This is a genomic window from Phenylobacterium sp. LjRoot219 (assembly GCF_964252995.1).
Classification (GTDB): Bacteria; Pseudomonadota; Alphaproteobacteria; order Caulobacterales; family Caulobacteraceae; genus Phenylobacterium.
In genome coordinates this window covers 1,470,827-1,490,489 of record NZ_CAXUQI020000001.1, presented here as the reverse complement: position 1 = coordinate 1,490,489, position 19,663 = coordinate 1,470,827, and the positions used below count along the sequence as shown (strand labels likewise).

Annotated in this window: 20 protein-coding genes; 3 read left to right on the top strand and 17 right to left on the bottom strand. The window is 70.8% G+C overall.

Annotated elements, in window-relative coordinates:
• Positions 1-4: 4 nt before the first annotated feature.
• The 6 genes from ACSQ14_RS07355 to ACSQ14_RS07330 form a co-directional block, all read right to left on the bottom strand.
• Positions 5-238 carry a hypothetical protein gene (locus tag ACSQ14_RS07355; RefSeq protein WP_436011206.1) on the bottom strand — a complete coding sequence of 78 codons (234 nt, stop codon included), beginning with the start codon at positions 236-238 and terminating at the stop codon, positions 5-7.
• A gap of 118 nt (positions 239-356) precedes the next feature.
• A complete protein-coding gene (gene sodC / locus ACSQ14_RS07350) occupies positions 357-911 on the bottom strand; it encodes a superoxide dismutase [Cu-Zn] SodC (RefSeq protein ID WP_436011204.1) in 555 nt (184 codons plus the stop codon).
• An 87-nt stretch (positions 912-998) separates the two neighbouring features.
• Complete coding sequence (locus ACSQ14_RS07345; RefSeq protein WP_436011202.1) at positions 999-2,165, bottom strand: GNAT family N-acetyltransferase; 1,167 nt, start codon at positions 2,163-2,165, stop codon at positions 999-1,001.
• Positions 2,162-2,908 carry a glycerophosphodiester phosphodiesterase family protein gene (locus tag ACSQ14_RS07340; protein ID WP_436011200.1) on the bottom strand — a complete coding sequence of 249 codons (747 nt, stop codon included), beginning with the start codon at positions 2,906-2,908 and terminating at the stop codon, positions 2,162-2,164. Before ACSQ14_RS07340 ends, ACSQ14_RS07345 begins: the two co-directional genes overlap by 4 nt.
• Positions 2,905-3,369 (bottom strand): RidA family protein, encoded by a 465-nt coding sequence (locus ACSQ14_RS07335; RefSeq protein WP_436011198.1) that lies wholly within the window; start codon positions 3,367-3,369, stop codon positions 2,905-2,907. Before ACSQ14_RS07335 ends, ACSQ14_RS07340 begins: the two co-directional genes overlap by 4 nt.
• 113 nt (positions 3,370-3,482) lie before the next feature.
• Positions 3,483-3,917 (bottom strand): phasin family protein, encoded by a 435-nt coding sequence (locus ACSQ14_RS07330; protein WP_436011196.1) that lies wholly within the window; start codon positions 3,915-3,917, stop codon positions 3,483-3,485.
• A gap of 298 nt (positions 3,918-4,215) precedes the next feature.
• Here ACSQ14_RS07330 and ACSQ14_RS07325 point away from each other — a divergent pair, with 298 nt between their 5' ends.
• On the top strand, positions 4,216-5,520 hold the full coding sequence (locus ACSQ14_RS07325; RefSeq protein ID WP_436011194.1) for a serine hydrolase: 1,305 nt from the start codon (positions 4,216-4,218) through the stop codon (positions 5,518-5,520).
• Between the two features lie 210 nt (positions 5,521-5,730).
• Here the strand turns inward: ACSQ14_RS07325 and ACSQ14_RS07320 are convergent, their stop codons facing one another.
• Together ACSQ14_RS07320 and ACSQ14_RS07315 are read right to left on the bottom strand one after the other, a co-directional pair.
• A complete protein-coding gene (locus ACSQ14_RS07320) occupies positions 5,731-6,162 on the bottom strand; it encodes a DnaJ domain-containing protein (RefSeq protein WP_436011192.1) in 432 nt (143 codons plus the stop codon).
• Positions 6,163-6,174: 12 nt separating this feature from the next.
• On the bottom strand, positions 6,175-7,005 hold the full coding sequence (locus ACSQ14_RS07315; RefSeq protein WP_436011190.1) for a division plane positioning ATPase MipZ: 831 nt from the start codon (positions 7,003-7,005) through the stop codon (positions 6,175-6,177).
• A gap of 160 nt (positions 7,006-7,165) precedes the next feature.
• Here ACSQ14_RS07315 and panC point away from each other — a divergent pair, with 160 nt between their 5' ends.
• On the top strand, positions 7,166-8,023 hold the full coding sequence (gene panC, locus ACSQ14_RS07310; RefSeq protein ID WP_436011188.1) for a pantoate--beta-alanine ligase: 858 nt from the start codon (positions 7,166-7,168) through the stop codon (positions 8,021-8,023).
• A 165-nt stretch (positions 8,024-8,188) separates the two neighbouring features.
• On the opposite strand, the gene ACSQ14_RS07305 is transcribed toward panC, so the two are convergent.
• The 4 genes from ACSQ14_RS07305 to ACSQ14_RS07290 form a co-directional block, all read right to left on the bottom strand.
• Positions 8,189-8,590, bottom strand: a complete 402-nt coding sequence (locus ACSQ14_RS07305; RefSeq protein ID WP_436011186.1) for a DUF1489 family protein — start codon at positions 8,588-8,590, stop codon at positions 8,189-8,191.
• 100 nt (positions 8,591-8,690) lie between these two features.
• A complete protein-coding gene (locus ACSQ14_RS07300) occupies positions 8,691-9,593 on the bottom strand; it encodes a surface-adhesin E family protein (protein ID WP_436011184.1) in 903 nt (300 codons plus the stop codon).
• Between the two features lie 91 nt (positions 9,594-9,684).
• On the bottom strand, positions 9,685-10,506 hold the full coding sequence (locus tag ACSQ14_RS07295) for a sugar phosphate isomerase/epimerase family protein (RefSeq protein WP_436011182.1): 822 nt from the start codon (positions 10,504-10,506) through the stop codon (positions 9,685-9,687).
• A gap of 126 nt (positions 10,507-10,632) precedes the next feature.
• On the bottom strand, positions 10,633-11,487 hold the full coding sequence (locus ACSQ14_RS07290) for an enoyl-CoA hydratase-related protein (RefSeq protein WP_436011180.1): 855 nt from the start codon (positions 11,485-11,487) through the stop codon (positions 10,633-10,635).
• Positions 11,488-11,609: 122 nt separating this feature from the next.
• Between ACSQ14_RS07290 and ACSQ14_RS07285 the strand changes: the two genes are divergently transcribed.
• The gene (locus ACSQ14_RS07285) at positions 11,610-13,418 is read left to right on the top strand and encodes a patatin-like phospholipase family protein (protein ID WP_436011178.1); all 1,809 of its coding nucleotides are present in this window, start codon (positions 11,610-11,612) and stop codon (positions 13,416-13,418) included.
• 240 nt (positions 13,419-13,658) lie between these two features.
• Here ACSQ14_RS07285 and ACSQ14_RS07280 read toward each other — a convergent pair whose 3' ends face one another.
• The 5 genes from ACSQ14_RS07280 to ACSQ14_RS07260 all read right to left on the bottom strand — a co-directional run bounded on the left by ACSQ14_RS07280 (position 13,659) and on the right by ACSQ14_RS07260 (position 19,570).
• Positions 13,659-15,116, bottom strand: a complete 1,458-nt coding sequence (locus tag ACSQ14_RS07280) for a UbiA family prenyltransferase (RefSeq protein WP_436011177.1) — start codon at positions 15,114-15,116, stop codon at positions 13,659-13,661.
• Entirely contained in the window at positions 15,106-16,347 is a 1,242-nt protein-coding gene (locus ACSQ14_RS07275; protein ID WP_436011176.1) for a hypothetical protein, read from the bottom strand. The genes ACSQ14_RS07280 and ACSQ14_RS07275 overlap by 11 nt, the downstream gene beginning before the upstream one ends.
• A 66-nt stretch (positions 16,348-16,413) precedes the next feature.
• Complete coding sequence (locus tag ACSQ14_RS07270) at positions 16,414-16,782, bottom strand: hypothetical protein (RefSeq protein WP_436011175.1); 369 nt, start codon at positions 16,780-16,782, stop codon at positions 16,414-16,416.
• A gap of 83 nt (positions 16,783-16,865) precedes the next feature.
• The gene (locus ACSQ14_RS07265) at positions 16,866-17,786 is read right to left on the bottom strand and encodes a copper resistance protein B (RefSeq protein ID WP_436011173.1); all 921 of its coding nucleotides are present in this window, start codon (positions 17,784-17,786) and stop codon (positions 16,866-16,868) included.
• Entirely contained in the window at positions 17,786-19,570 is a 1,785-nt protein-coding gene (locus ACSQ14_RS07260) for a copper resistance system multicopper oxidase (protein ID WP_436011171.1), read from the bottom strand. The genes ACSQ14_RS07265 and ACSQ14_RS07260 overlap by 1 nt, the downstream gene beginning before the upstream one ends.
• Positions 19,571-19,663 lie beyond the last annotated feature (93 nt).

Here is a 19,663-nt window from a genome sequence, read left to right as displayed (position 1 = left end):
GAGCTTAGTGCGTCGTCGGCGTGTTCGAGGTGGTCGCGCCGCCGTCGGCGTTGCCGGCCCGCTGCTCGATCTGGTCGGCCTTCTTGTTCAGCGCGCTCTCCTGCGCCTCGTTCGGCGTGGCGGCGGCCTGCTGTTCGAGCGCGTCGGCCTGGACCTCGGCCTGCTTGTCGGCCTTGCTCTCGCAAGCGGCCAGCGTAAGCGCCGAGCAGGCGGCGGCGGCGATAATCAGAAGACGCATTACTAACCTCCTAGGTCTGTCCCGGGGGAGTAAGCGCGCGAGGGCGGGAAAAGGCGCCACGACGGAGCAAATTTTGGTGATGCTCCGTCGCGAGCCCTAATGGCTGCGAACAGCGGGCTCAGCGCACCACGCCGCAGACCAGACGCGCGCCGCCGCCGCCGAGCGTCGGCGTGTCGGAGTAGGTGTCGCCGCCGGCGTGGATCATCAGCGCGTGACCCTGGAAGTCGGCGACCGTTCCCAGCCGATGCGCCATCAGGGTCGCGCGCGCCGTGCCGTCGGCGGCGACGTCGATCCGCGGCAGGTCGCCGAGGTGCCCGGCGCCTTCCGGACCGAGGTGCTTCTCGGTCTTCGCCGGATCGAGGTGCGGCCCCGCAGCCCCCGCCGGGGTGATCTTGCCGTCCGCCGCCTTCGCCGGATCGCAGGACGGATTGGCGTGCAGGTGGAAGCCGTGCTGGCCCGGCGGCAGCCCTTGCAGGTCCAGCGCGATCGAGACGCCATGGCCGGCGTCGCTGAGCGTGATCTTGCCGACCGAGGCGCCCTGCCCCTGCTCCGTCGCCAGCGCCATCGGCACGGTGACGCTCGCCGCCAGCGCCGGTGCGGCGGTCAGGGCCGCGCCGGCCAGGCCAAGCGCCACGGCGAATGCCGCACGGCGCGAAGAGCTCGGTAGAGTCATCTCAGTCTCCTCAAGGGGTCGGTCACATTGCGCTGGATGGGGCGCAGCTTGGCAATGGCGAAACGCGCCGCCGGTTCCCGGGCAGCCTTACGTCGCCTCGCGGCGGAACGGCGAGTATTCCTCGGCCAGCCATTCGATGTCGGCCTCGACGCTGGCGCGCTCGCGCGCGACGAACGCCTCGACCGGCGCGCGCAGCGCCGGATCGGCGATGTAGTGGGTCGAATAGACGGCGCTCGGCAGATAGCCGCGGGCGATCTTGTGCTCGCCCTGCGCGCCCGCCTCGACGCGCTCCAGCCCGCGCTCGATCGCCCACTCGATGGCCTGGTAGTAGCAGAGCTCGAAATGCAGAAAGGGCACGTCCTCGACGCAGCCCCAGTTGCGCCCGTACAGGCAGTCGTCGCCGATCAGGTTGAGCGCGCCGGCGATCCAGCGGCCGTGCCGCCGCGCCATCACCAGCAGCACCCGGTCGGCCATCCGCTCGCCGAGCAGCGAGAAGAACCGCCGCGTCAGATACGGCCGCCCCCACTTGCGCGAGCCGGTGTCCATGTAGAAGCCGAAAAAGGCGTTCCAGTGCTCCTCGGTCAGCTCCGCGCCGGTCAGCCGCAGGATCTCCAGATCCGCCTGGGCGTCGCGCCGCTCGCGACGGATGGTCTTGCGCCGGCCGGACGACAGCGCGCCGAGGAAGTCGTCGAAGCTCGCGTAGCCGCGGTTGTGCCAGTGGTACTGCTGGCCCTCGCGCTGGGCGAGGCCCTCCTCGCCCATCCACCGCCACTCGTCCGCGGTCGGGAAGTTCACGTGCAGCGAGGAGGCGCCGAACTCGCGGCACACCGCCAGCGCCCCGCCGAGCAGCATCCCCCGCGCCTGCGCCACGTCAACATCCGGCCGCACCAGCAGCCGCGCACCGGTCGCCGGCGTGAACGGCGCGGCGCTCAGCAGCTTCGGATAGTAGCGCCCGCCGGCCCGCTCGTAGGCGTCGGCCCAGGCATGGTCGAAGATGTACTCCCCCTGGCTATGGGACTTCAGATAGAGCGGCATGACCGCCGCGACCCGGCCGGCCTCGTCCTCGACCGCGAGGTGCTGCGGCCCCCAGCCGGTGCGCTCGACCGCGCAGTCGGCCGCCTCCAGGCTGTCCAGGAAATCGAAGCGGATGAAGGGATTGCCGGCGTAGGCCGGATTGCCCGCGCAGGCGTCCCACGCCTCGCGGCCGATCTCGGCGATGCGCCGGTGGACCGTGACCGCCGGCTTCAGGCTCACGGACGAAAGCCTTCGAAGATGAGGTTGTCGCAGGCGTCGCTCACCGCGGCCCACTGGCCGGGTTCGCGCACCGTCCAGGCGACCACCGGCAGGCCCTCGGCGCGCCGCTGCGCCGCCGCCGCGCTCGGCAGCATATCGAGGCCGAGCGCCAGGAAGTGCGGCTGGGCGATCGCGACATGCTCCAGGCGCGCGAAGGCGGCGCGGACCTCCGCGCTCATGCCCTCGGCGTCGCGATAGGAATAGCTGTCGAGGCCGCGCAGCACGCCGGGCGCGCGCTCGGCGAACCAGGCGTGGGAATAGGGATTGAAGCCGATCACCGCGACCGGCCCGGCATGATCGGCGATGATCTCGTGCACGCGCTGCTCCAGCGGGCCGACCGCGCCGGCCGGCGTCTTCAGCTCGATCAGCACCAGGGCGCGGCGGCCGACGAGCGCCAGGGTCTCCAGGAGCGTCGGAATCGCCTCGTCGGTTCCGGCCAGCCGCAGCTCGGCGAGCTCGCCGGCCGTGCGCTCGGCCAGCCGGCCCTGCGCCCCCGTCAGCCGGGCGAGCGTGTCGTCGTGGAAGACCATCGCCTCGCCGTCCGCCGAGAGTTGGACGTCGAGCTCGATGCCATAGCCGGCCGCGCAGGCGGCCTGGAAGCCGGCCAGCGAATTCTCCGGCGCGCCGTGCGGGCTCCACAGCCCGCGGTGCGCCACCGGCGGGGCGAACAGGAGATCCCAGGCCTCGCCGAAGCGATGGCTCACGGCTTCAGCGCCACCACCGCGTCGACCTCGACCGCGAAGTTCAGCGGCAGCCGGTAGACGCCCACCGCCGAGCGGGCGTGGCGGCCCAGGTCGCCGAACGCCTCGACCATCAGGTCGGAGGCGCCGTTCACCACCTGCGGGATCTCGAAGAAGTTCGGGCCGGCCTGGACGAAGCCGCCCAGCTTGACCACCCGGGCGACGCGGCCGAGGTCGCCGTCACAGGCGGCCTTCATCTGGGCGATCAGGTTGATGCCGCACAGGCGCGCCGCGGCCTTGGCGGTCTCCGCGTCGACGTCCTCGCCGACCACGCCCTTGATCCCGCCCGAGGCGTCGGTCGAGACCTGCCCCGAGATGTGCAGCAGGTCGCCCTGGCGGACGAACGGCACATAGTTGGCGACGGGGGCGTTCGGCTGCGGCAGCGTGATCCCCAGGGCGGCGAGACGGTCTTCGATCTGCGACATGGCAGACCTCTATCCCCGCCCCGGCCATGAGAAAAGGCCCGGACCATCGGTCCGGGCCTTCCCTTGAGGACGGTGCAGCCCTTTTGGCCGCGGCATTGAGAGCTTGCGTGGCGTCAGCGCGTCGCCTGAACGCGTTCGACCAGGTCGGTCACGCGCTCGTTCAACGGCTTCATGCTGTCCTTCACCGCGCTGGAGACCGTTTCGGTCAGCTTGCCGGCTTCGGACATGTAATTTTCGAGGAAGGTCCGCGCGAACGTGGTCTGCAGCTCGACGACTTCTTGGACGCTCTTGGCGCTGGCCAGCGAGCGGGCGGCGTGAACTTGGTCGTCGAACGACTTCTTCGAGAAGGCCATGGCCTGGGCGCCCACGATCTCGGCGCCCTTGGCGGCGGCGGTCATCGAGGCGACGACGGCCTCGAGGTTCTTCTTCGACAGGCTGCCGGCTTCTGTGAACGCCGCCATCGTCTTCTCGACACCGTCCTTGAAGGCGGTGTTGGAGGCGACGGTGAATTGCTCGACGGTCGATTTCGCGGTTTCAGCGACGGACATGGGGCTCTCCTGGGTTCGGCCGGCGGCGGTCCACCGCAAGCGCACAAGACGCAGAAAACATTGACTCTGACGGGAGTTATCTCGTCGAGACGCGACCATGTCAACGGATTTTTGTGCACTGCACAATAGCTTTTGCGCTGCACTGCATCACAGCAAAGTGAAGCTCGATCACAAGCGCGACAATCGGCGCTTTTTCAAGTCCTGTTTACACGTGGGAAACCGTAAGCATGGCATGCTACGAGAGATTCTCTAGCGGCGCCCATCGCCACTTAAACCCTTGATTCGACGGACGAAAAGCATGTTGCGTAACGCCCGCCGCCTGTTTGTATCGATCGGTATGGCCGCCGCGACGCTGCTCGCGACCGCCGCACCCCCGGCTCAGGCGCAATCGCCCTATTTCCGCAGCCTGCTGGCGGCGTCCGACAGCAAGTACGCCGCGATGGTCGTCGATGCGAAGAGCGGCGAGGTGCTCTATTCGAAGAACGGCGACAGCCCGCGCTATCCCGCGTCGCTGACCAAGATGATGACGCTGTACCTCACCTTCGAGGCGCTCGCGTCGGGCAAGCTGCGGCTGGACGATCGCGTGGTGTTCTCGCCGCGCGCGGCGGCCCAGGCGCCGACCAAGCTGGGCGTCGCGGCCGGGGATACGATGAGCGTGGCCGAGGGCATCCAGGCGATGGCCATCAAGTCGGCCAACGACGCCTCGGTGGCGATGGCCGAGAAGCTGGCCGGCAGCGAGAGCCGCTTCACCGCGCTGATGACCCTGCGCGCCCAGGAGCTGGGCATGCACAACACCCGCTTCGTCAATCCGAATGGCCTACCGGACACCCGTCAGATCTCGTCGGCCCGCGACATGGCGATCCTGTCGCGCGCGCTGATGCGGGACTATCCGCAGTACTACCACTACTTCAGCAAGAGCGGCTTCTACTTCCGGGGCAACTACATCAAGGGCCACAACCGACTGCTGGGCAACGGCGTCGACGGCCTGAAGACCGGCTACACCCGCAGCTCGGGCTTCAACATCGCCATTTCCGGCGTGCGCGACGGCCGCCGCCTGGTGGTCGTGGTCATGGGCGGGCCGAGCGCGGCCTCCCGCGACCAGAACGCCGAGGACCTGCTGCTGACCGGCTTCGACGTCATGGGCCGGCGCGCCCGCGGCGAACAGGTGACGGTGGCGCAGAATCTCTCCGAGCCGCTGCCGAGCGGCCCGGTGCAACGTCCGCCGGCCGAACAGGGCGACGGCGAGCAGGACAACCTGCAGATCGTGCTGGCCGCGGCCGAGCCGCCGGCCCGCTCCACCAAGCTGCGGGTGGTCGAGCCGCGCCGCGCCGAGCGCGTCGAACGCGCCGAGCCCAAGCGGCGCGCCGCCAAGGGCGACTATGCGGTGCAGGTCGGCGCCTTCCGCTCGAAGGCCGACGCCCGCAAGCAGATCTCCTATGTCGAGGAGCGCTTCGGCAAGCATCTGGGCGACGCCGTCGGCACCACCGACCGTCAGGCCGGCCGTTACACGACGGTGTTCAACGGCCTCACCGAGCGCAACGCGCAGGCCACCTGCAAAGCGATGCGCGCCAAGCGGCTGGGCTGCCTGGTGCTCAGCAACTGAGCCGGATCGCAGGCGCGAAACAACAAGCCCCGGGCCTCGGCCCGGGGCTTTTTTCATGGCCATCAGTGCGATCGCCGCCCGGCGTCGCCAGCCCCCGGCCCGCGCGACGAGGCCCGCCAGCAGCGAAGTCGGTGAACGTAGGCCCTGCTCGAGTTGGACGCGTCGCTCACCGCCGCCGAGGTGCTGGGCGGCGGCCTCAGCCCCAAGCCGCTACTTCTTCAGCAACCGATCGCGGGCGGCGTTGAGCTGGGTGGCGAGCCCCGTGGTCCCGCCCTTGTCCGGATGCACGCTGCGCATCAGCCGGGTGTAGGCGGCCTTGATCTCCGCCGGCGTGGCCGCGGCCGAGACGCCGAGGATCGAACGCGCCTCCTCCGGGCTCATGCGGCCGGACTTGGGCGTGGCTGGCGGCGGCCCAGCGCCTGGCGGGCGCCGCGTCGACAGCGCCAACCAGCAGCCCATCATCAGCAGCACCAGGCCGGGCGCCCAGGCCTCGCGCAGCAACGCGAAGGCCGCCCCGGCGAAGGCGGCGATCGCGCCGCCCCCCGTCAGGAAGCGCCACTCCCGACGCTTCAACAGATGCCTGCCGCTCGACCGCAAGATCAGCCAGAGCGCCAGCGCGCCCAGCGCGAGGTAGAGCAGCATGGCCGCGGCGACCTATTCGGCCGCCAGCATCTCGCCATCGAGGCCGCTGATACCGAGCGCGGTCATCACCGCGCGCAACTCCTGGCGCGCGGCGACGTGCTGCAGCGACATGGCCACGGGGCGGATGCTCGGCGACAGGTCGGCGACCGTCAGGCCGAAGGGGAAGAGCTCGCGGTAAATCACCCGGTCGCGCAGGCCTGGGCCGATGCGGAAGCCGACCTTCTTGGCCAGCGCGTTGACCCGCTCGTCCAGGCGCTTACGGTTGCGCGCTTCGGTCGGCGCCAGGCGGTTCCGCAGCACCACCCAGTCGATCATCTTGCGGTCCTTGGCGGCGCGCGCCTTGCGGCTGTTCCACACCGTCTCGGAATAGAGGCTGTGGCTGGTCAGCTCGAGCGTCACCGGATCGACCGCGCCCAGCATGTCGAAGTCGACGAAGCTGTCGTTCATCGGCGTGACGATCAGGTCGGCCAGGCCGTGGGCGGCGCGGCTGATCGCGGTGTCCGCGCCGGGCGTATCGATCAGCACGAAATCGGCGCCCTGGCTGGATTCGGCGTAGGCCTCCTCGAACCGCGCCAGCGCCTCCTCGTCCGAGGCGCGCGCCAGCGCCGCGCCGTTGTTGCTGAGCGGATGCACCAGCGGCATCGGCGCCTCGGCGTTGTTGGCCTCCAGCCACTTGGCGCGGCTCCGGAAGAAGTGGCCCAGGGTCTGCTGGCGCAGGTCGAGGTCGAGCACGGCGACCTTGGCGCCCGCATGCAGGAGCGCGACCGCCGTATGGAGGGCGATCGTGGACTTGCCCGCCCCGCCCTTTTCGTTGCCGATCACGATGACGCTGGCTTGCGACATGTGTTTCTCCTCGCCCCACGGCGCGAACGCGCCGACTCACAGCCCGGCTCAGGTGAGCCTGCCCAATGCGCGCGCGTCAACGCGCCGAACGCCGCTCCCCGCGGATTTACGCCGCAGGCCCGCTCCGCCATAAGCGGGCTGCTTTTTCGGAGCCTGCGTCATGTCCCAGTCCCCGCTGCCGATCGTCCGCACCGTCGCGGAGCTGCGCGCGCAAGTCCGGGCCTGGCGGGCCGCCGGCCAGAGGGTCGGCTTCACCCCGACCATGGGCGCGCTGCACGAAGGCCACTTGTCGCTGGTCAAGCTGGCCCGCGCCCAGGCCGACCGGGTGGTGGTCAGCGTCTTCGTCAATCCGACCCAATTCGGCCCGAACGAGGACTTCGACGCCTATCCACGCAGCGAGGCGCGCGACGCCGAGCTGCTGGCCGGAGCCGGTTGCGACCTGCTGTACGCCCCGACGGTGGCTGAGATGTACCCGCCGGGCTTCGCCACCACCGTCACCGTGACCGGCGTCACCGAACCGCTCGACGGCCAGGCGCGGCCGGGCCACTTCGCCGGCGTGGCGACGGTGGTCTGCAAGCTGCTGAACCAGTGCGGCCCGGACGTCGCCGTCTTCGGCGAGAAGGACTACCAGCAGCTGCAGGTGATCCGCCGGATGGTCCGCGACCTCGACCTGCCGGTGGAGATCGTCGGCGCGCCGACCGCGCGGGCGGACGACGGCCTCGCGCTGTCCTCGCGCAACGCCTACCTGACGGCGGCCGAGCGCGAGAGCGCCCCGGCGCTGGCCCGCGCGCTGCAGGCCGCCGGGGCCCGGCTGCGCGCCGGTGATCCGGTCGCCGAGGTCGAGGCCGAGGCGGTCGCGGCGCTGGCCGCCGCCGGCTTCGGCAAGGTCGACTATGTCGAGGTGCGCGCGGCCGCGGACCTCTCGCGGCTGGGTCCGGGCCCGATCGACGCGCCGGCCCGCATCCTGGCGGCGGCCTTCCACGGCAAGACCCGGCTGATCGACAACATGGCGGTGTAGGCGGGGACCGAACGCCCCCTCCGTCTCCCGCCTGCGGCGGGATCCACCTCCCCCGCTGCGCGGTGGAGGATCTGGGAGCGAAGATGCTCCACCGCTTGCGGGGGAGCTGTCGGCGAAGCCGACTGAGGGGGCGTTCGGCGCGGCGACCGTCCCCCTGGCCCCATTTCACCAGGCGCCCAGCTCGCGCAGCTGGCGCGCCAGCTCCGGCGGGATCTCGCCGGCGAGGTCCTCGGCGAGGTCGGCCGGCGCGTCCTTCGGCTCGAGGTAGCGCCAGCCCTGGAAGGCGCGGCGCGGGGTCGGCGCCACGCGGACGATCTCCGGATCGACCGTCACCTCGCAGCGGGCGTCGATCCCCTGCCCGACCGTGGCGATGTCGAGGATCCGCTGGCGGCAGAGGATCACGCCCTTGAACACCCGATAGAGCGACCCGCCGGCGATCATCTCCGGCGCGCGCTTCGGCGTCTGGCGGGTGTGCATCACCCAGGGACGTTGGGTCCCCTCATGCCAGGCCACGAGCTCCTCGACCGTCTCGCAGCCGACGCAGAGCTTGATCATGTGAAGAGGCATGTGAAATCAACAACTTGAGCGCGGAGACGCCCCGCGCGATCAAGCCGTGTGTAGCAGCCCCGAGGTGGTTGGCAAGCGTCCGCGACGCCGCGCTGGGTCTCTAGAGCGCGGCCTGCTGCACCGCCGGCGGCGGCGCGCTCTTCCAGGCCAGCCAGCGGGTGACGGAGGCGGCGCGGCGGGTGACGAACTCCTGCCCGGCGTCGGCCAGGCGGCGGACCCTCGCCACGGCCGCCTTTGGCGTCCCCACGAGCATGGCGACGTGGCGCTCCGGGCTCGGCTTCGGCTCGACCGCTGCAGCTTCCTGGCTCGCCGCCGGGACGCTGGCCTTTTCGACGCTTGCCGCCGCTTCCGGCGGGCCGGTCGACGGCGGATGCGATGCGAGCGTCATGACGACCTTCAGCTTCCGCGCCGGCGCGACGGCGCGCGGCGACGGCTCCACAGCCGACGTGAGCTTGGGCGTCGCCGCGAGCTCAGGCACGACCAGCTCAGCCTTCACCAGCGCCGGCGTCTCCGCGGCCGGCGCCGGGGGTTGCGCGGCCGCGGCCGTCGCACGCAACGGCCAGGCGAAGTCACGGTCGCAGGCCGCCGCCAGCAGCGTCGCGGCGGGCTCGCTCGGCTTGGGCGCGAACCAGCTCCCGCCGACATCGTCGGCCTTGGCCTCGCCGCGCAGATTGCGCTCCGAATAGCTGGCGCTGCGGACGATCCGCACGCGCTTGCCGTCGCAGTCGAAGAGTGCGTGCGCTTCCCAGGACTGGAACTTGTGCGCGGCCCGCCAGTCGGCGTCCACGGCCTCGGTCCGCACCCGAGCGATCACCTCGCCGGTCGCCGCCGGCGGCCCGAGCGGCTCGATGCTGTAGACATTATCCGGACCGGCGATGGCGACCTGCGTCGCCGGCAGGTCGGTGTGCGCGGTCACCCACTGGGCGAGCTCCAGTCCGGCCGGGGCCGCCATCGCTGGCCCGCCGAACAGCGCGGCCGCCAGCATCGCCAGCGCCAACCGCATTCCTGTGCGTTTCCCAACCATCCCGCAGTGGTAGCCCAGCCATGCCTAAGGCATCGCTAAGCCGCGGGAAGTTTGTCGCGGCTCGCGCGCTTCAGGGTTGAGCCGCAGCCTGCGCCAGCAGCGCACGGGCCGCCGCGACCGCGCGGCCGAGGCGTTCGTGCGGGCCGACGCCGGCCTCGGCCAGGCTGCGTTGCGGGACTTCCAGGCCGATCACCACCCCCGGCGGCAGGGCCTTGAGGTAGTCGACCAACGGCAGCTCGCCCTCGCCCGGGACCATCCGTTCGTACTTGGCCTCGTCGGCATAGCTCATGTCGCTGCGGACCAGCGGGCAGTCGCAGAGCTGCGCGTAGCCGACCACGCCCGGCTCCAGCGCCGCGAGCTCAGCGCCGGTCGCCCCGGAACGGCCGAGGTGCATGGTGTCGGCCAGCACGCTGACCTCCGGCCGGCCAACCTGGCGCACAGTCTCGGCGGCGGCGGTGAGGTCGCCGACCCGCATGCCGGGGATGAACTCCAGCGTCGTCCGCAGGCCGCGCGCGGCTCCCATCTCGACCAGGGTGGCGAGTTGGTCGTGCAGCCGCGCCGCGTCCGGCTCCAGCGCCAGGGTGTTGATCCGCTGGGCGCCGAGCTCGGCCATCAGGTCCATCTCCGCGGCGTAGGCGCTGACGTCGCGCCCTGGCAGGACGAAGAAGCCCTCGGCCAGGGCGAAGCCGACGCCGCGATCCTTCAGCGCCGCCTTGAAGTCGCGCTGCAGCGCCGCGTCGCTCAGTGCGTAGCTCGGATAGTTGTGCGGATTGGCGTCGAGGGGGCTGAGGCCCAGGCTGATGTTGCGCACCTCGAGGTCGGCGGCGAGATGGACGAACTCCACCGGCGGCAGGCCGAATACGCTGATGAATTCGATGCCGAGCTGATCCACCGGCGGCCTCCCAGGCGCTTGTCGTTGTTGCCCGAGACTGCGGGCTAGCCCTGCGAGCCACAAGCGCCCGCCGCGTCGGCGGCGGGCCGCACTTTCGACAGCGGGACAGAACCCGCCCGCCGACGCTCAGCTCGGCGCGCCGTCCTGCGCCCAGCGCGGCGGGCGGCGTTCAAGGAAGGCCCGCACCCCCTCCTGCCCCTCGTCGCTGGCGCGGGCCGCGGCGATCCGACGGGCGGTCAGCTCCATCAGGTCGTGGTCGATCGGCCGGGCGAAGACGTCGGCGACCATCCGCTTGGCGTCGGCCACGGCGCCCGGCGCGCAGGCCAGGATGTCGCTGGCGATGCCGTCGCGGGCGACGTCCAGCGCGGCCGAGTCGACGCAGACCTCGGTGACCAGGCCGATCCGCTGCGCATAGTCGGCGTCGAACACCCCGCCAGTGGCGAACAGCGCCCGCGCCTGCCTGGGTCCGATCGCCTGCACGACGTACGGCGCGATGGCGCTGGGGATCAGCCCCAGCCGCACCTCGGAGAAGGCGAACCGCGCGTCGGCGGTCGCCAGCGCCAGGTCGCAGGCCGCCGCCAGCCCCGCCCCGCCGCCGTAGGCCGCGCCCTCGATCAGGGCGACGGTCAGCTGCGGCAGGTCCCAGAGCTGTTTCAGCATCTTGGCCAGTTCGAAGGCGTCCTCGCGGTTCTCGTCCTCGGCCCGCGCGGCCGCCTGGCGCATCCATTCGAGGTCGCCGCCGGCGCAGAAAGTCCCGCCGGCCCCGCGCAGGAAGACCACCCGCACGCCCTCGGCTCCGGCCAGGGTGCGGAACGCCTCCTCCAGCGCCGAGATCAGGTCCGCATCGAAGGCGTTGCGGCGCGCCGGCCGGTTCAGGGTCACCGTGACGGCCCCTTCGACGGTGGCGTCGAGGTCGACGAGGTCGGAGGTCGGGCTGGTGTCGACCACCTCCACCAGCGGGTCGACGATGGGATTGGTCATGTTGATCCTTTCGCGTGCTGCCACCGAAACGCTCGGGGCCTGCGAACAGTCGCGCCATTTCCGGCGCCGCGCCTTGAGTGACGCCGTGGCGGCGGCGCCGGCAGGGGGTTACCCTGGCCGTCGTGGCTCCGCTCCCTGAGATCCCGGCCGATTCGGCCCTGGCGCGCCTGTTCCGCAAACCGGCGGTGCAGAAGGACGTCACCTGGTTCTCGCTGCCGGGCGGCCGGCGCCTCTACGCGCCGGGCGATCCGGCCGATCAACTCTACCTGCTGCGCACCGGACGGCTCGGGGTGTTCCGCCGCGAGCCGGGCCGCGAGCCCGAGTTCCTCGGGGTGATCCGGCCGGGCGAGCCGGTGGGCGAGATGGCGCTGCTGGCCGGCGCGCCGCACTCGGCCGAGGTGATCGCGCTGCGCGACTCCGAGGTCTTCGCCCTGCCCGCCGACGTCTTCTTCAACGCCTGCGAGCGCGACGCCGCGGTGATGACCGAGCTGGCCCGGCTGACCATCCTGAGGACCCGCGAGGAAAGCGCGAACGGCGGCGCGCTCGGCGAACCCTCGGTCTTCGGCTTCACCCCGGTCGACCAGCCGGGGCTGCTGCGGCCGCTGATCGAGCAGGTCGCCCGCGAGATCGGCCGCCTCGGCTACCGGGTGACCGTCGTCGGCGCCGAGGCCTCCAGCGCGCCGATCGAGTGGTACTCGGAGGTCGAGCGGACCCACGACTTCGTCCTCTATGTCGCCGAGGCCGGCGACGCCGGCTGGCGGCAATGGGTCTCACGGCAGGCCGATCGGCTGTTCCGCGTCGGCCGTGGCGACCGGCCGCCGCCGCCGGCCCTGCCCGGCGTCGACCTCGAAGCGCCGCTCGAGGCCCAGCAGCTGGTCGACCTGATCCTGCTGCAGCCGCCGAACATCCGCCGGCCGAGCGGCTCGGAGGCCTGGCTCGACGCCGTCACCCCGGCGCGGCTGTTCCACCTGCGGCGCGACGACCGCGCCGACGTCGAGCGGCTGGCCCGGGTGCTGACCGGCCAGTCGGTGGGCGTGGTGCTGTCCGGCGGCGGGGCGCGGGCCTACGCCCATGTCGGCGCGATCCGCGCGCTGCGCGAACGCAAGGTGCCGCTCGACTACTTCTGCGGGGTGTCGATGGGCGGCATCGTCGGCGCCGGCGTCGCCATGGGCTGGGACGACGTCGAACTCGACCGGCGGATCCGCGCCGCCTTCGTCGACTCCAGCCCGCTGGACGACATCGCCTTTCCGATCCTGGCGATGACCCGGGGGACCAAAGTCAGCGAGCGCCTGGCCGAGCATTTTGACGGCGCCGAGATCGCCGACCTCTGGCTGCCGTTCGTCTGCGTCTCGGCCAACCTGACCACCGGGGCCTACCACCTGCACAAGCGCGGCCTAGTGTGGAAGGCGCTACGCGCCAGCGTGTCCCTGCCCGGCGTCATGCCGCCGGCGACCGACGGCGACGACGTGCTGGTCGATGGCGCGGTGCTGAAGAACTTCCCGGCCGACGTGATGCGCGCCACCGAACTCGGGCCGATCGTCGGCGTCGACGTGACCGGCGACCGCAACATCACCGCCGACGACGTCGCCCGGCCGAAGTCGGCCTGGCGCTGGATCTTCTCCGGCCAGTGGCGCAAGGGCCCGCCGATCGTGTCGCTGCTGATGCGGGCGGCCACCGTCTCGAGCGGCCGCGACCTGGCCGCCGCCCGCGCGGCGACCGACGTCCTAGTGCAGCCGCAGACCGGCCACATCGAAATCCGCGACTGGAGCGCCTACGAGCCGGCGGTGGCCGCCGGCTACCGGGCGACGCTGGCGGCGCTCGACCGGCTGGATCGGTCGGTGCAGGAGCTGCGGCGCCGGCCCAGCCTGCAGGACCGCGCCCGATTGACCGCAAACGCGGCGCCGCGCGCGGTCGTGCGGCAAAATCGTTAGACGAGGTTTGTATCGCCGGAAGCGCGCCCCATATTCGAGATCCTGTCAAACAGCTGAAAGGAGGTGACCCAGTGTCTCATAGTTTCATCCGTAGCTCGGTGACCGTGACCTGGACCTCCGCTGAGGTCCGCGCCTAAGTCATTGACTTGACGAGGGTCCGGAACCGCTCTGCGGTCCGACTATGGAAAGGCCGCCCCGGCGACGGGGCGGCCTTTCGCGTTTCAGGCGCCGCCTACGCGTTCACGCGACGCCGTGCAGCGCGAGCAGGAAGATCCCGGCCATGGCGGCGACGACGATGCGGCTGCGGCCGTCCTTGATCGCGAACACGACCGGGTCGCCGTCCACCTCGCCGCGCCGGGCCATCATCCAGATGCGGTTGATCCAGTAGAGCAGCGGCAGGCAGAGCATCCAGAGCAACTCAGGCACGGCGTAGTGCGACGCCGTCTCGGGTTCGTGGGCGAACAGCGCCAGCACTAGGATGGACATCATCCCGGCCGAGACGCCCAGGTTCATCACCACCTCGACGTCGCGGCCCATGTAGCCGCGCCCCTTCAGCAACTCGTAGGGATCGATGGCCTCGCGCATTTCGATGTAGCGCTTGAGATAGGCCAGGCTGAGGAACAGGAAGATCGAGAACAGCAGCAGCCACGACGTCAGCGGCACGCCGATCGCGACCGCGCCGATCCAGATCCGGATCGTGTAAAGCGACGCGAGCACGATGGTGTCGCCGACCATCACGGACTTCAGACGCAGGGAATAGGCGGTGGTGATCGCCACATAGCCGAGCAGCCAGCAGGTCAGCGGCCACTGCCCGATCAGCCATCCGCCGCCGAGTCCGGCCGCGGCCAGCAGCGCGGACAGACCCATGGCGGTCGGGATCGACAGGTGGCCGCTCGCCAGCGGCCGATGGCGCTTCGTACGGTGCGTGCGATCGGCGTCGATGTCGAGCATGTCGTTGAGCAGGTAGATGGCCGAGGCGATGAGCGACATCGCCGCCGCCGCACCGAACGCGCTCAGCAGCACGGGGACCTCGAGGTACCGCCCCGAGGTCAGCACCGGGATCAGCACCAGCGCATTCTTGGCCCACTGGTGTGGCCGCATCGCCTTGATCACAATCCTCAGCGCCGCCGGCCGCGCGCCCAGGCGCCGGACCATCGTCCCGCGTGGCACATGGTTCACCGACCAGCCCTGCCGCGCCGCCCGCCACAGGCAGGCGTCGGCGCGGCTGTCGCCCACATAGTCGAATTGCCCGTGCGGACCGACATGGTCGCGGATCGCCGCGAGCTTCGCCGGCCCCTTCAGATTGCGCCCGCGGCGGGTCCCGATGACCGCGTCGGTCAGGCCGAGATGCCGGGCGATCCGATGGACGTTCCGACGATGGCCGGCGCTGGCCAGGATGACCGGGCGGCCTTCGGCCCGCGCCTCGGCGATGAGCTGCAACACCTCTTCGCGATAGGGCAGCCGCGACGGGTCGACCGGCGCGCGCCGCGCCGCCATCGCCTTGGCGAACGCCGGCCCGCGAAGAACCCACCGCAGGGCGACCAGCCAGGCCCAGAGGCCCGAGCGGACAAACCGCACCAGGGCTTCGAGCGCGATGTCGGCCGAGGTGAGCGTGCCGTCGACGTCGACGAACAGCGGCGTCAGCGTCGGGGTCGGCGGTGGCTTCGGCTCGACGACGGCTACGAGACTAACCGGCATGGGCAAGCTCCGACTGCGCCCCGCGCCGCGCCCAGGCGACGACCTGGCAGGTCGCCAGGACGATCAGCAGCGGCATGACCGGGTCGCGATAGCGCGGAATGACGTAGGCCGCGGCGTGGATCACCCAGTAGCCCAGGAGCATTGCGCCGAGGATCCAAGCCGGCCCTCGGCCGACGCCTTGGCCGAAAAGCGCGATGGCGGCGAGCGCGACGATCGCCGCGTACTGCACCGTCTCGAACAGGCGGATCGTCGCCACCGGGCGGGAGACGGCGAAGTCGCTCGCATCCGGCACGGAGGGTTGCCAGAAGTAGGCGAGCTTGCGCACCGCGAGCCGTGCGGCGTCGGCGGGATGCGCGGCCGCCCAGCCGATCGCCGCCCGCTGCAGCCGATCGGCGTTGGCGACCTCGCCGAGCCGCAACCGGGTCTGCTCCCAGTCCGCGCCGAGCGGCGTGTCGGCGATGCTGATGAACCGCCCGGTCGCCGCAGGATTGTGCCCGAGATAGAGGTTGAAGGCGGCGTTGGTCGACAGCACCGGACGGCCGACCATTTGGTTGGTGGCGTAGAGCCAGGGCGACAGCGCCAGCACCGCGCCGACGGCGAAGCAGGCGCCGGCGCGCAGCGGCGCGGACACGCCGCCCGAGGCCCGCCAAAGCAAGATCATGGCCACGGCGACGCCGGCGCACAGCAGCAACGCCGAGCCGCCGGTGATCAGCGACGCGCTCCAGAGCAGGCCCGCCAGCAGCGCCGGAGCCGCGGGGCGCGGGCTGCGGGCAAGCTGCACGGCGCACAGGGCCAAGCCAAGCAGCAGCGGCGTGGAGAGGTTCTCCTTCGCCAGCAGGGTCGCATTCCAGATTCCCGGCAGCCACAAGGCGAGGGCCAGCGCCGCCCACACGGGCGTGTCGTTGCGCTGCGAGAGCGCCCGGCCGAGCGCCGCGACCAGCCACACGCCGGCGACGCTGAGCAACAGGTTCACGGCGAGCGCGACCGGCACGCTGCTGCCGAACAGCTTGAAAAAGGGCGCCAGAACCAGCGGGTAACCGGCGCTGTAGAAGGCGTGCTGGCCGAAATTGTCGGCGAGGACGCCTTGCTCGGCCAGGCCCCTGGCCATGGTGAAATAGGCGAGCGGGTCGCTGGCCAGCGTCTGATCGAGGACTAGCGCCGCGGCTATTCGCACGACGACCGTCAGCAGCGATACAGCCACTAGAGACGCGACAAGCAGACGGTCTCGCACGGCGCCCTCCACTTATGGATTATTTATCTGGAGCACTCTTGGGTTGAACAAAGTCGGCAAATACGATCAGGCCGATCGCGCGACCAGCGCGCAGCCGAGCGCGATCATGAGGGTGCCTGCAACCCGTAACTGACCGACGCTTTCCTGCAGATAGAAGGCTCCGGCGAGCATCGTCAGGATGAAGCCGATGCCGACAAACGGATAGACCAGGGAAAGCGGGGCTCGGCTCAGGACGAAAAGCCAGACGATTGCGCCAAATCCATAGAGGCCGAGCCCGATCAGGACCCATGGCGACTGGATAAGACCGCCGATCTGGCGCGCTATTCCAGCGGCCTGCTCACCGGCGGCGGCGCCGGTTCCGACCTTCAACGCGAGCTGCGCCACAGCCGACAGGCTGACGCTGACCAGAATAAGTAGGAACAGACGAAGATTCATGGCGACAATTGAAGGTCGCCGCCGAAGGAACCACAACAACAAAGGCTAACTTCGCCTGCTTGCAGCGAAGCTTGTCGCGCTGTTCAGAACCAGGCGCGGATCCCGGCGACGAAACGGGTGTCGCGCGCGTCCTCGCCGGCTGCACGGGCGAAGTCGGCAGTGTCGCCCAGGCTCTGCTCGTGGAAGACGCCGATATAGGGCGCGAACTCCGGGCGGATCTCGTAGCGCAGCCGCAACCCCGCCTCGAGCGTGCTCAGGCCGGCGCCGAGGCCCAGCTCCGGCACGTCCTGGGCGTTGACGTCCAGCTCCAGCTTGGGCGCGAGGATCAGCTTCTGGGTCAGACGCAGGTCGTAGGAGCCCTCCAGCCGGGCGCTGACGTCGCCCTTGTCCGAGACGAAGGCGGTCGCCGCGACCTCGAACCAGTACGGGGCCAGCCCGCTGACGCCGAGCGCCGCATAGGTGCGCCGCGGCCGGGGCTGGAAGTCCTGCCGCACGCCGACCTCCAGATTGAAATAGGGGTCGATAGCCCGCGCATAGAGCGCCTGGAGCTCGGCGGTGTGGACCTCGCCGGAGCCCGCCTCGCCGCGGGAGCTGAGCACGAAGCGGTTGACGTCGCCGCCGTACGACAGCTCGCCCTCCCAGGCGAAGGCGTCGCCCTTCGAAGCCGGTCGGTACTCGGCCTCGTCGAGCATCACCTTGGCATAGCGCATGCCGCCATGCTCGACGCGCAGCTGCTTGCGGGCTTCCGCCATCGCCGCCGGCCCGAACACCCGGTCAGCGGCGTGGTCCGTCGGAGCCGGCGGCGGCGGGGCGCTCCCTGGCTCGGAGGGCGGCATGTCATGACCGGCGTGCGGATCCGCCGGCGCGGGCTCGGCGTGGCCGGCATGTGGGTCGGCGGCGGCCGCCGCGGGCGGCGGCGGATGGCCGGCGTGATGATCGTGTTGCGCCAGCGCCGGTCCGGCGAAAGCCAAGGGCGCCAGGCCCAGCCAGGCGAGCCGGCGCATCAGGCTTCCCCTTCGAGCGGGCGGACGGTGACCACGTTGAACATGCCGGCGTGCATGTGCAGCAGCATGTGGCAGTGGAAGGCCCAGTCGCCGGGCGCGTCGGCGGTCAGGTCGAAGCTGACCTTGCCGCCGGGCATGACGTTGATGGTGTGCTTGCGCGGCTGCAGCGCGCCGTGGCCGTTGACCAACTCCATGAAATGGCCGTGCAGGTGGATCGGGTGGTTCATCATGGTGTCGTTCACCAGGGTGACCCGCACCCGCTCGTTCAGCCGGAACGGATAGGCCTCGCGCCCGGCGCTGAACGGCTTGCCGTCGAACGACCACATGAACCGCTCCATGTTGCCGGTCAGGTGGATCTCCATCGTGCGGCTCGGCGGCCGGCCGTCGGGGCTCGGCGCCCGAGCCATGAGGTCGCTGTAGACCAGCACCCGGTGGGCGGCGTCCTCCAGCCCGGTTCCGCGCTCGCCGACCCGGTCGACCGGCATCGGCGAGATCATCTGGACGCCGGGATTGAGCGCCACCTGCGGCGCGTTGTTCGGATCGCGCATCGCCATCGAGTGGTCCATGGGCGGTGCAGCGCCCATGTCGTGGCCGGCGTGTCCGCCGTGCGCCCCATGGCCGCCGCCGGACATGTCGCCCATGCCCATGTCCTTCATGGTCAGCAGCGGCCGCGCGCGCAGCGGCGGGACCGCGGCCGTCATGCCCGGGCGCGGCGCCAGCGTCGCCCGCGCCATGCCGGAGCGGTCCGCGGCCTCGGCCACCAATGTGTAGGCGCGATCCTCGCGCGGCGTGACGATCACGTCGTAGGTCTCGGCGTTGGCGATCTGCAGCTCGTCGACCTCCACCGGCCGCACTTCGATCCCGTCGGCGGCGACCACGGTCATCGCCAGCCCCGGGATCCGCAGGTTGAACAGCGTCATGGCTGCAGCGTTGACGAAGCGCAGCCGCACCCGCTCGCCCGGCGTGAACAGCCCCGTCCAGTTGTCCTGCGGCCCATGGCCGTTGATCAGGTAGCGGTAGGTCGAGCCGGTCACGTCGAGGACGTCGGTCGGGTCCATCCGCATCCCCGCCCATTGGGTTCGATCGCGCAACGGCTGGTCCTTGCCGGCCAGCAGCCCGCCGACGGTCTGCTTCTGGTTATTGAAATAGCCGGCCTGCTGCTTCAGCCGCTGGATCAGCAGGTGCGGGTGCATGAAGCTGTAGTCCGACAGCACCACCACGTGCTCGCGTTCGAAGGCGACCGGGTCGGGCTCGGCCGGCTCGATCACCATCGGCCCGTACTGGCCGATCAGCTCCTGCAGGCCGGAATGGGAGTGGTACCAGTAGGTGCCCGCCTGCTTGACCGGGAACTCATAGACAAAGGTCTCGCCGGGCTTGATGCCCGGGAAGCTGACGCCGGGCACGCCGTCCATCTGGAACGGCAACAGCAGGCCGTGCCAGTGGATCGAGGTGTCCTCGTCCAGCGCATTGGTGACGTGCAGCCGGACGGTCTGCCCCTCCTTCAGCCGGATCAGCGGCCCGGGCACGGTGCCGTTGATCGCCACCGCATGGCCGGTGCGCCCGTCGATGGTCAGCGGCGCATGACCGACGGTCAGGCGGATGTCGTCGCCGGAGAGCTCTCCGTCGCGCGCGGCGGCTGGTGCGGAATGCATTTGCGCATGGTCGTGAGCCGGTGCGCTACGCGCCCAGCCGGGCAGCAGGGCGCCGAACGTCGCCGCGCCGCCCAACGCTGCGGCGCCGCGCAGCATGCTTCGCCGATCAAGGCTGAAATGGCGTGAACGCATCGGACGTCCGTACTCAGTGGTTGGTGAGATAGGGTATGGACCTTCCCATTATGGGAAGGTCAATGGTCAGTTCGCCCGCCCCGCGCCTGAGCC

What these genes read in the sequence shown, in the direction of transcription:
- ACSQ14_RS07355 (WP_436011206.1), bottom strand. Translation starts at nt 238, where the DNA reads ATGCGTCTTCTGATTATCGCCGCCGCCGCCTGCTCGGCGCTTACGCTG.
- sodC (WP_436011204.1), bottom strand. Translation starts at nt 911, where the DNA reads ATGACTCTACCGAGCTCTTCGCGCCGTGCGGCATTCGCCGTGGCGCTT.
- ACSQ14_RS07335 (WP_436011198.1), bottom strand. Translation starts at nt 3,369, where the DNA reads ATGTCGCAGATCGAAGACCGTCTCGCCGCCCTGGGGATCACGCTGCCG.
- ACSQ14_RS07330 (WP_436011196.1), bottom strand. Translation starts at nt 3,917, where the DNA reads ATGTCCGTCGCTGAAACCGCGAAATCGACCGTCGAGCAATTCACCGTC.
- ACSQ14_RS07325 (WP_436011194.1), top strand. Translation starts at nt 4,216, where the DNA reads ATGTTGCGTAACGCCCGCCGCCTGTTTGTATCGATCGGTATGGCCGCC.
- ACSQ14_RS07320 (WP_436011192.1), bottom strand. Translation starts at nt 6,162, where the DNA reads ATGCTGCTCTACCTCGCGCTGGGCGCGCTGGCGCTCTGGCTGATCTTG.
- ACSQ14_RS07315 (WP_436011190.1), bottom strand. Translation starts at nt 7,005, where the DNA reads ATGTCGCAAGCCAGCGTCATCGTGATCGGCAACGAAAAGGGCGGGGCG.
- panC (WP_436011188.1), top strand. Translation starts at nt 7,166, where the DNA reads ATGTCCCAGTCCCCGCTGCCGATCGTCCGCACCGTCGCGGAGCTGCGC.
- ACSQ14_RS07305 (WP_436011186.1), bottom strand. Translation starts at nt 8,590, where the DNA reads ATGCCTCTTCACATGATCAAGCTCTGCGTCGGCTGCGAGACGGTCGAG.
- ACSQ14_RS07300 (WP_436011184.1), bottom strand. Translation starts at nt 9,593, where the DNA reads ATGCGGTTGGCGCTGGCGATGCTGGCGGCCGCGCTGTTCGGCGGGCCA.
- ACSQ14_RS07290 (WP_436011180.1), bottom strand. Translation starts at nt 11,487, where the DNA reads ATGACCAATCCCATCGTCGACCCGCTGGTGGAGGTGGTCGACACCAGC.
- ACSQ14_RS07280 (WP_436011177.1), bottom strand. Translation starts at nt 15,116, where the DNA reads ATGCCGGTTAGTCTCGTAGCCGTCGTCGAGCCGAAGCCACCGCCGACC.
- ACSQ14_RS07270 (WP_436011175.1), bottom strand. Translation starts at nt 16,782, where the DNA reads ATGAATCTTCGTCTGTTCCTACTTATTCTGGTCAGCGTCAGCCTGTCG.
- ACSQ14_RS07265 (WP_436011173.1), bottom strand. Translation starts at nt 17,786, where the DNA reads ATGCGCCGGCTCGCCTGGCTGGGCCTGGCGCCCTTGGCTTTCGCCGGA.
- ACSQ14_RS07260 (WP_436011171.1), bottom strand. Translation starts at nt 19,570, where the DNA reads ATGCGTTCACGCCATTTCAGCCTTGATCGGCGAAGCATGCTGCGCGGC.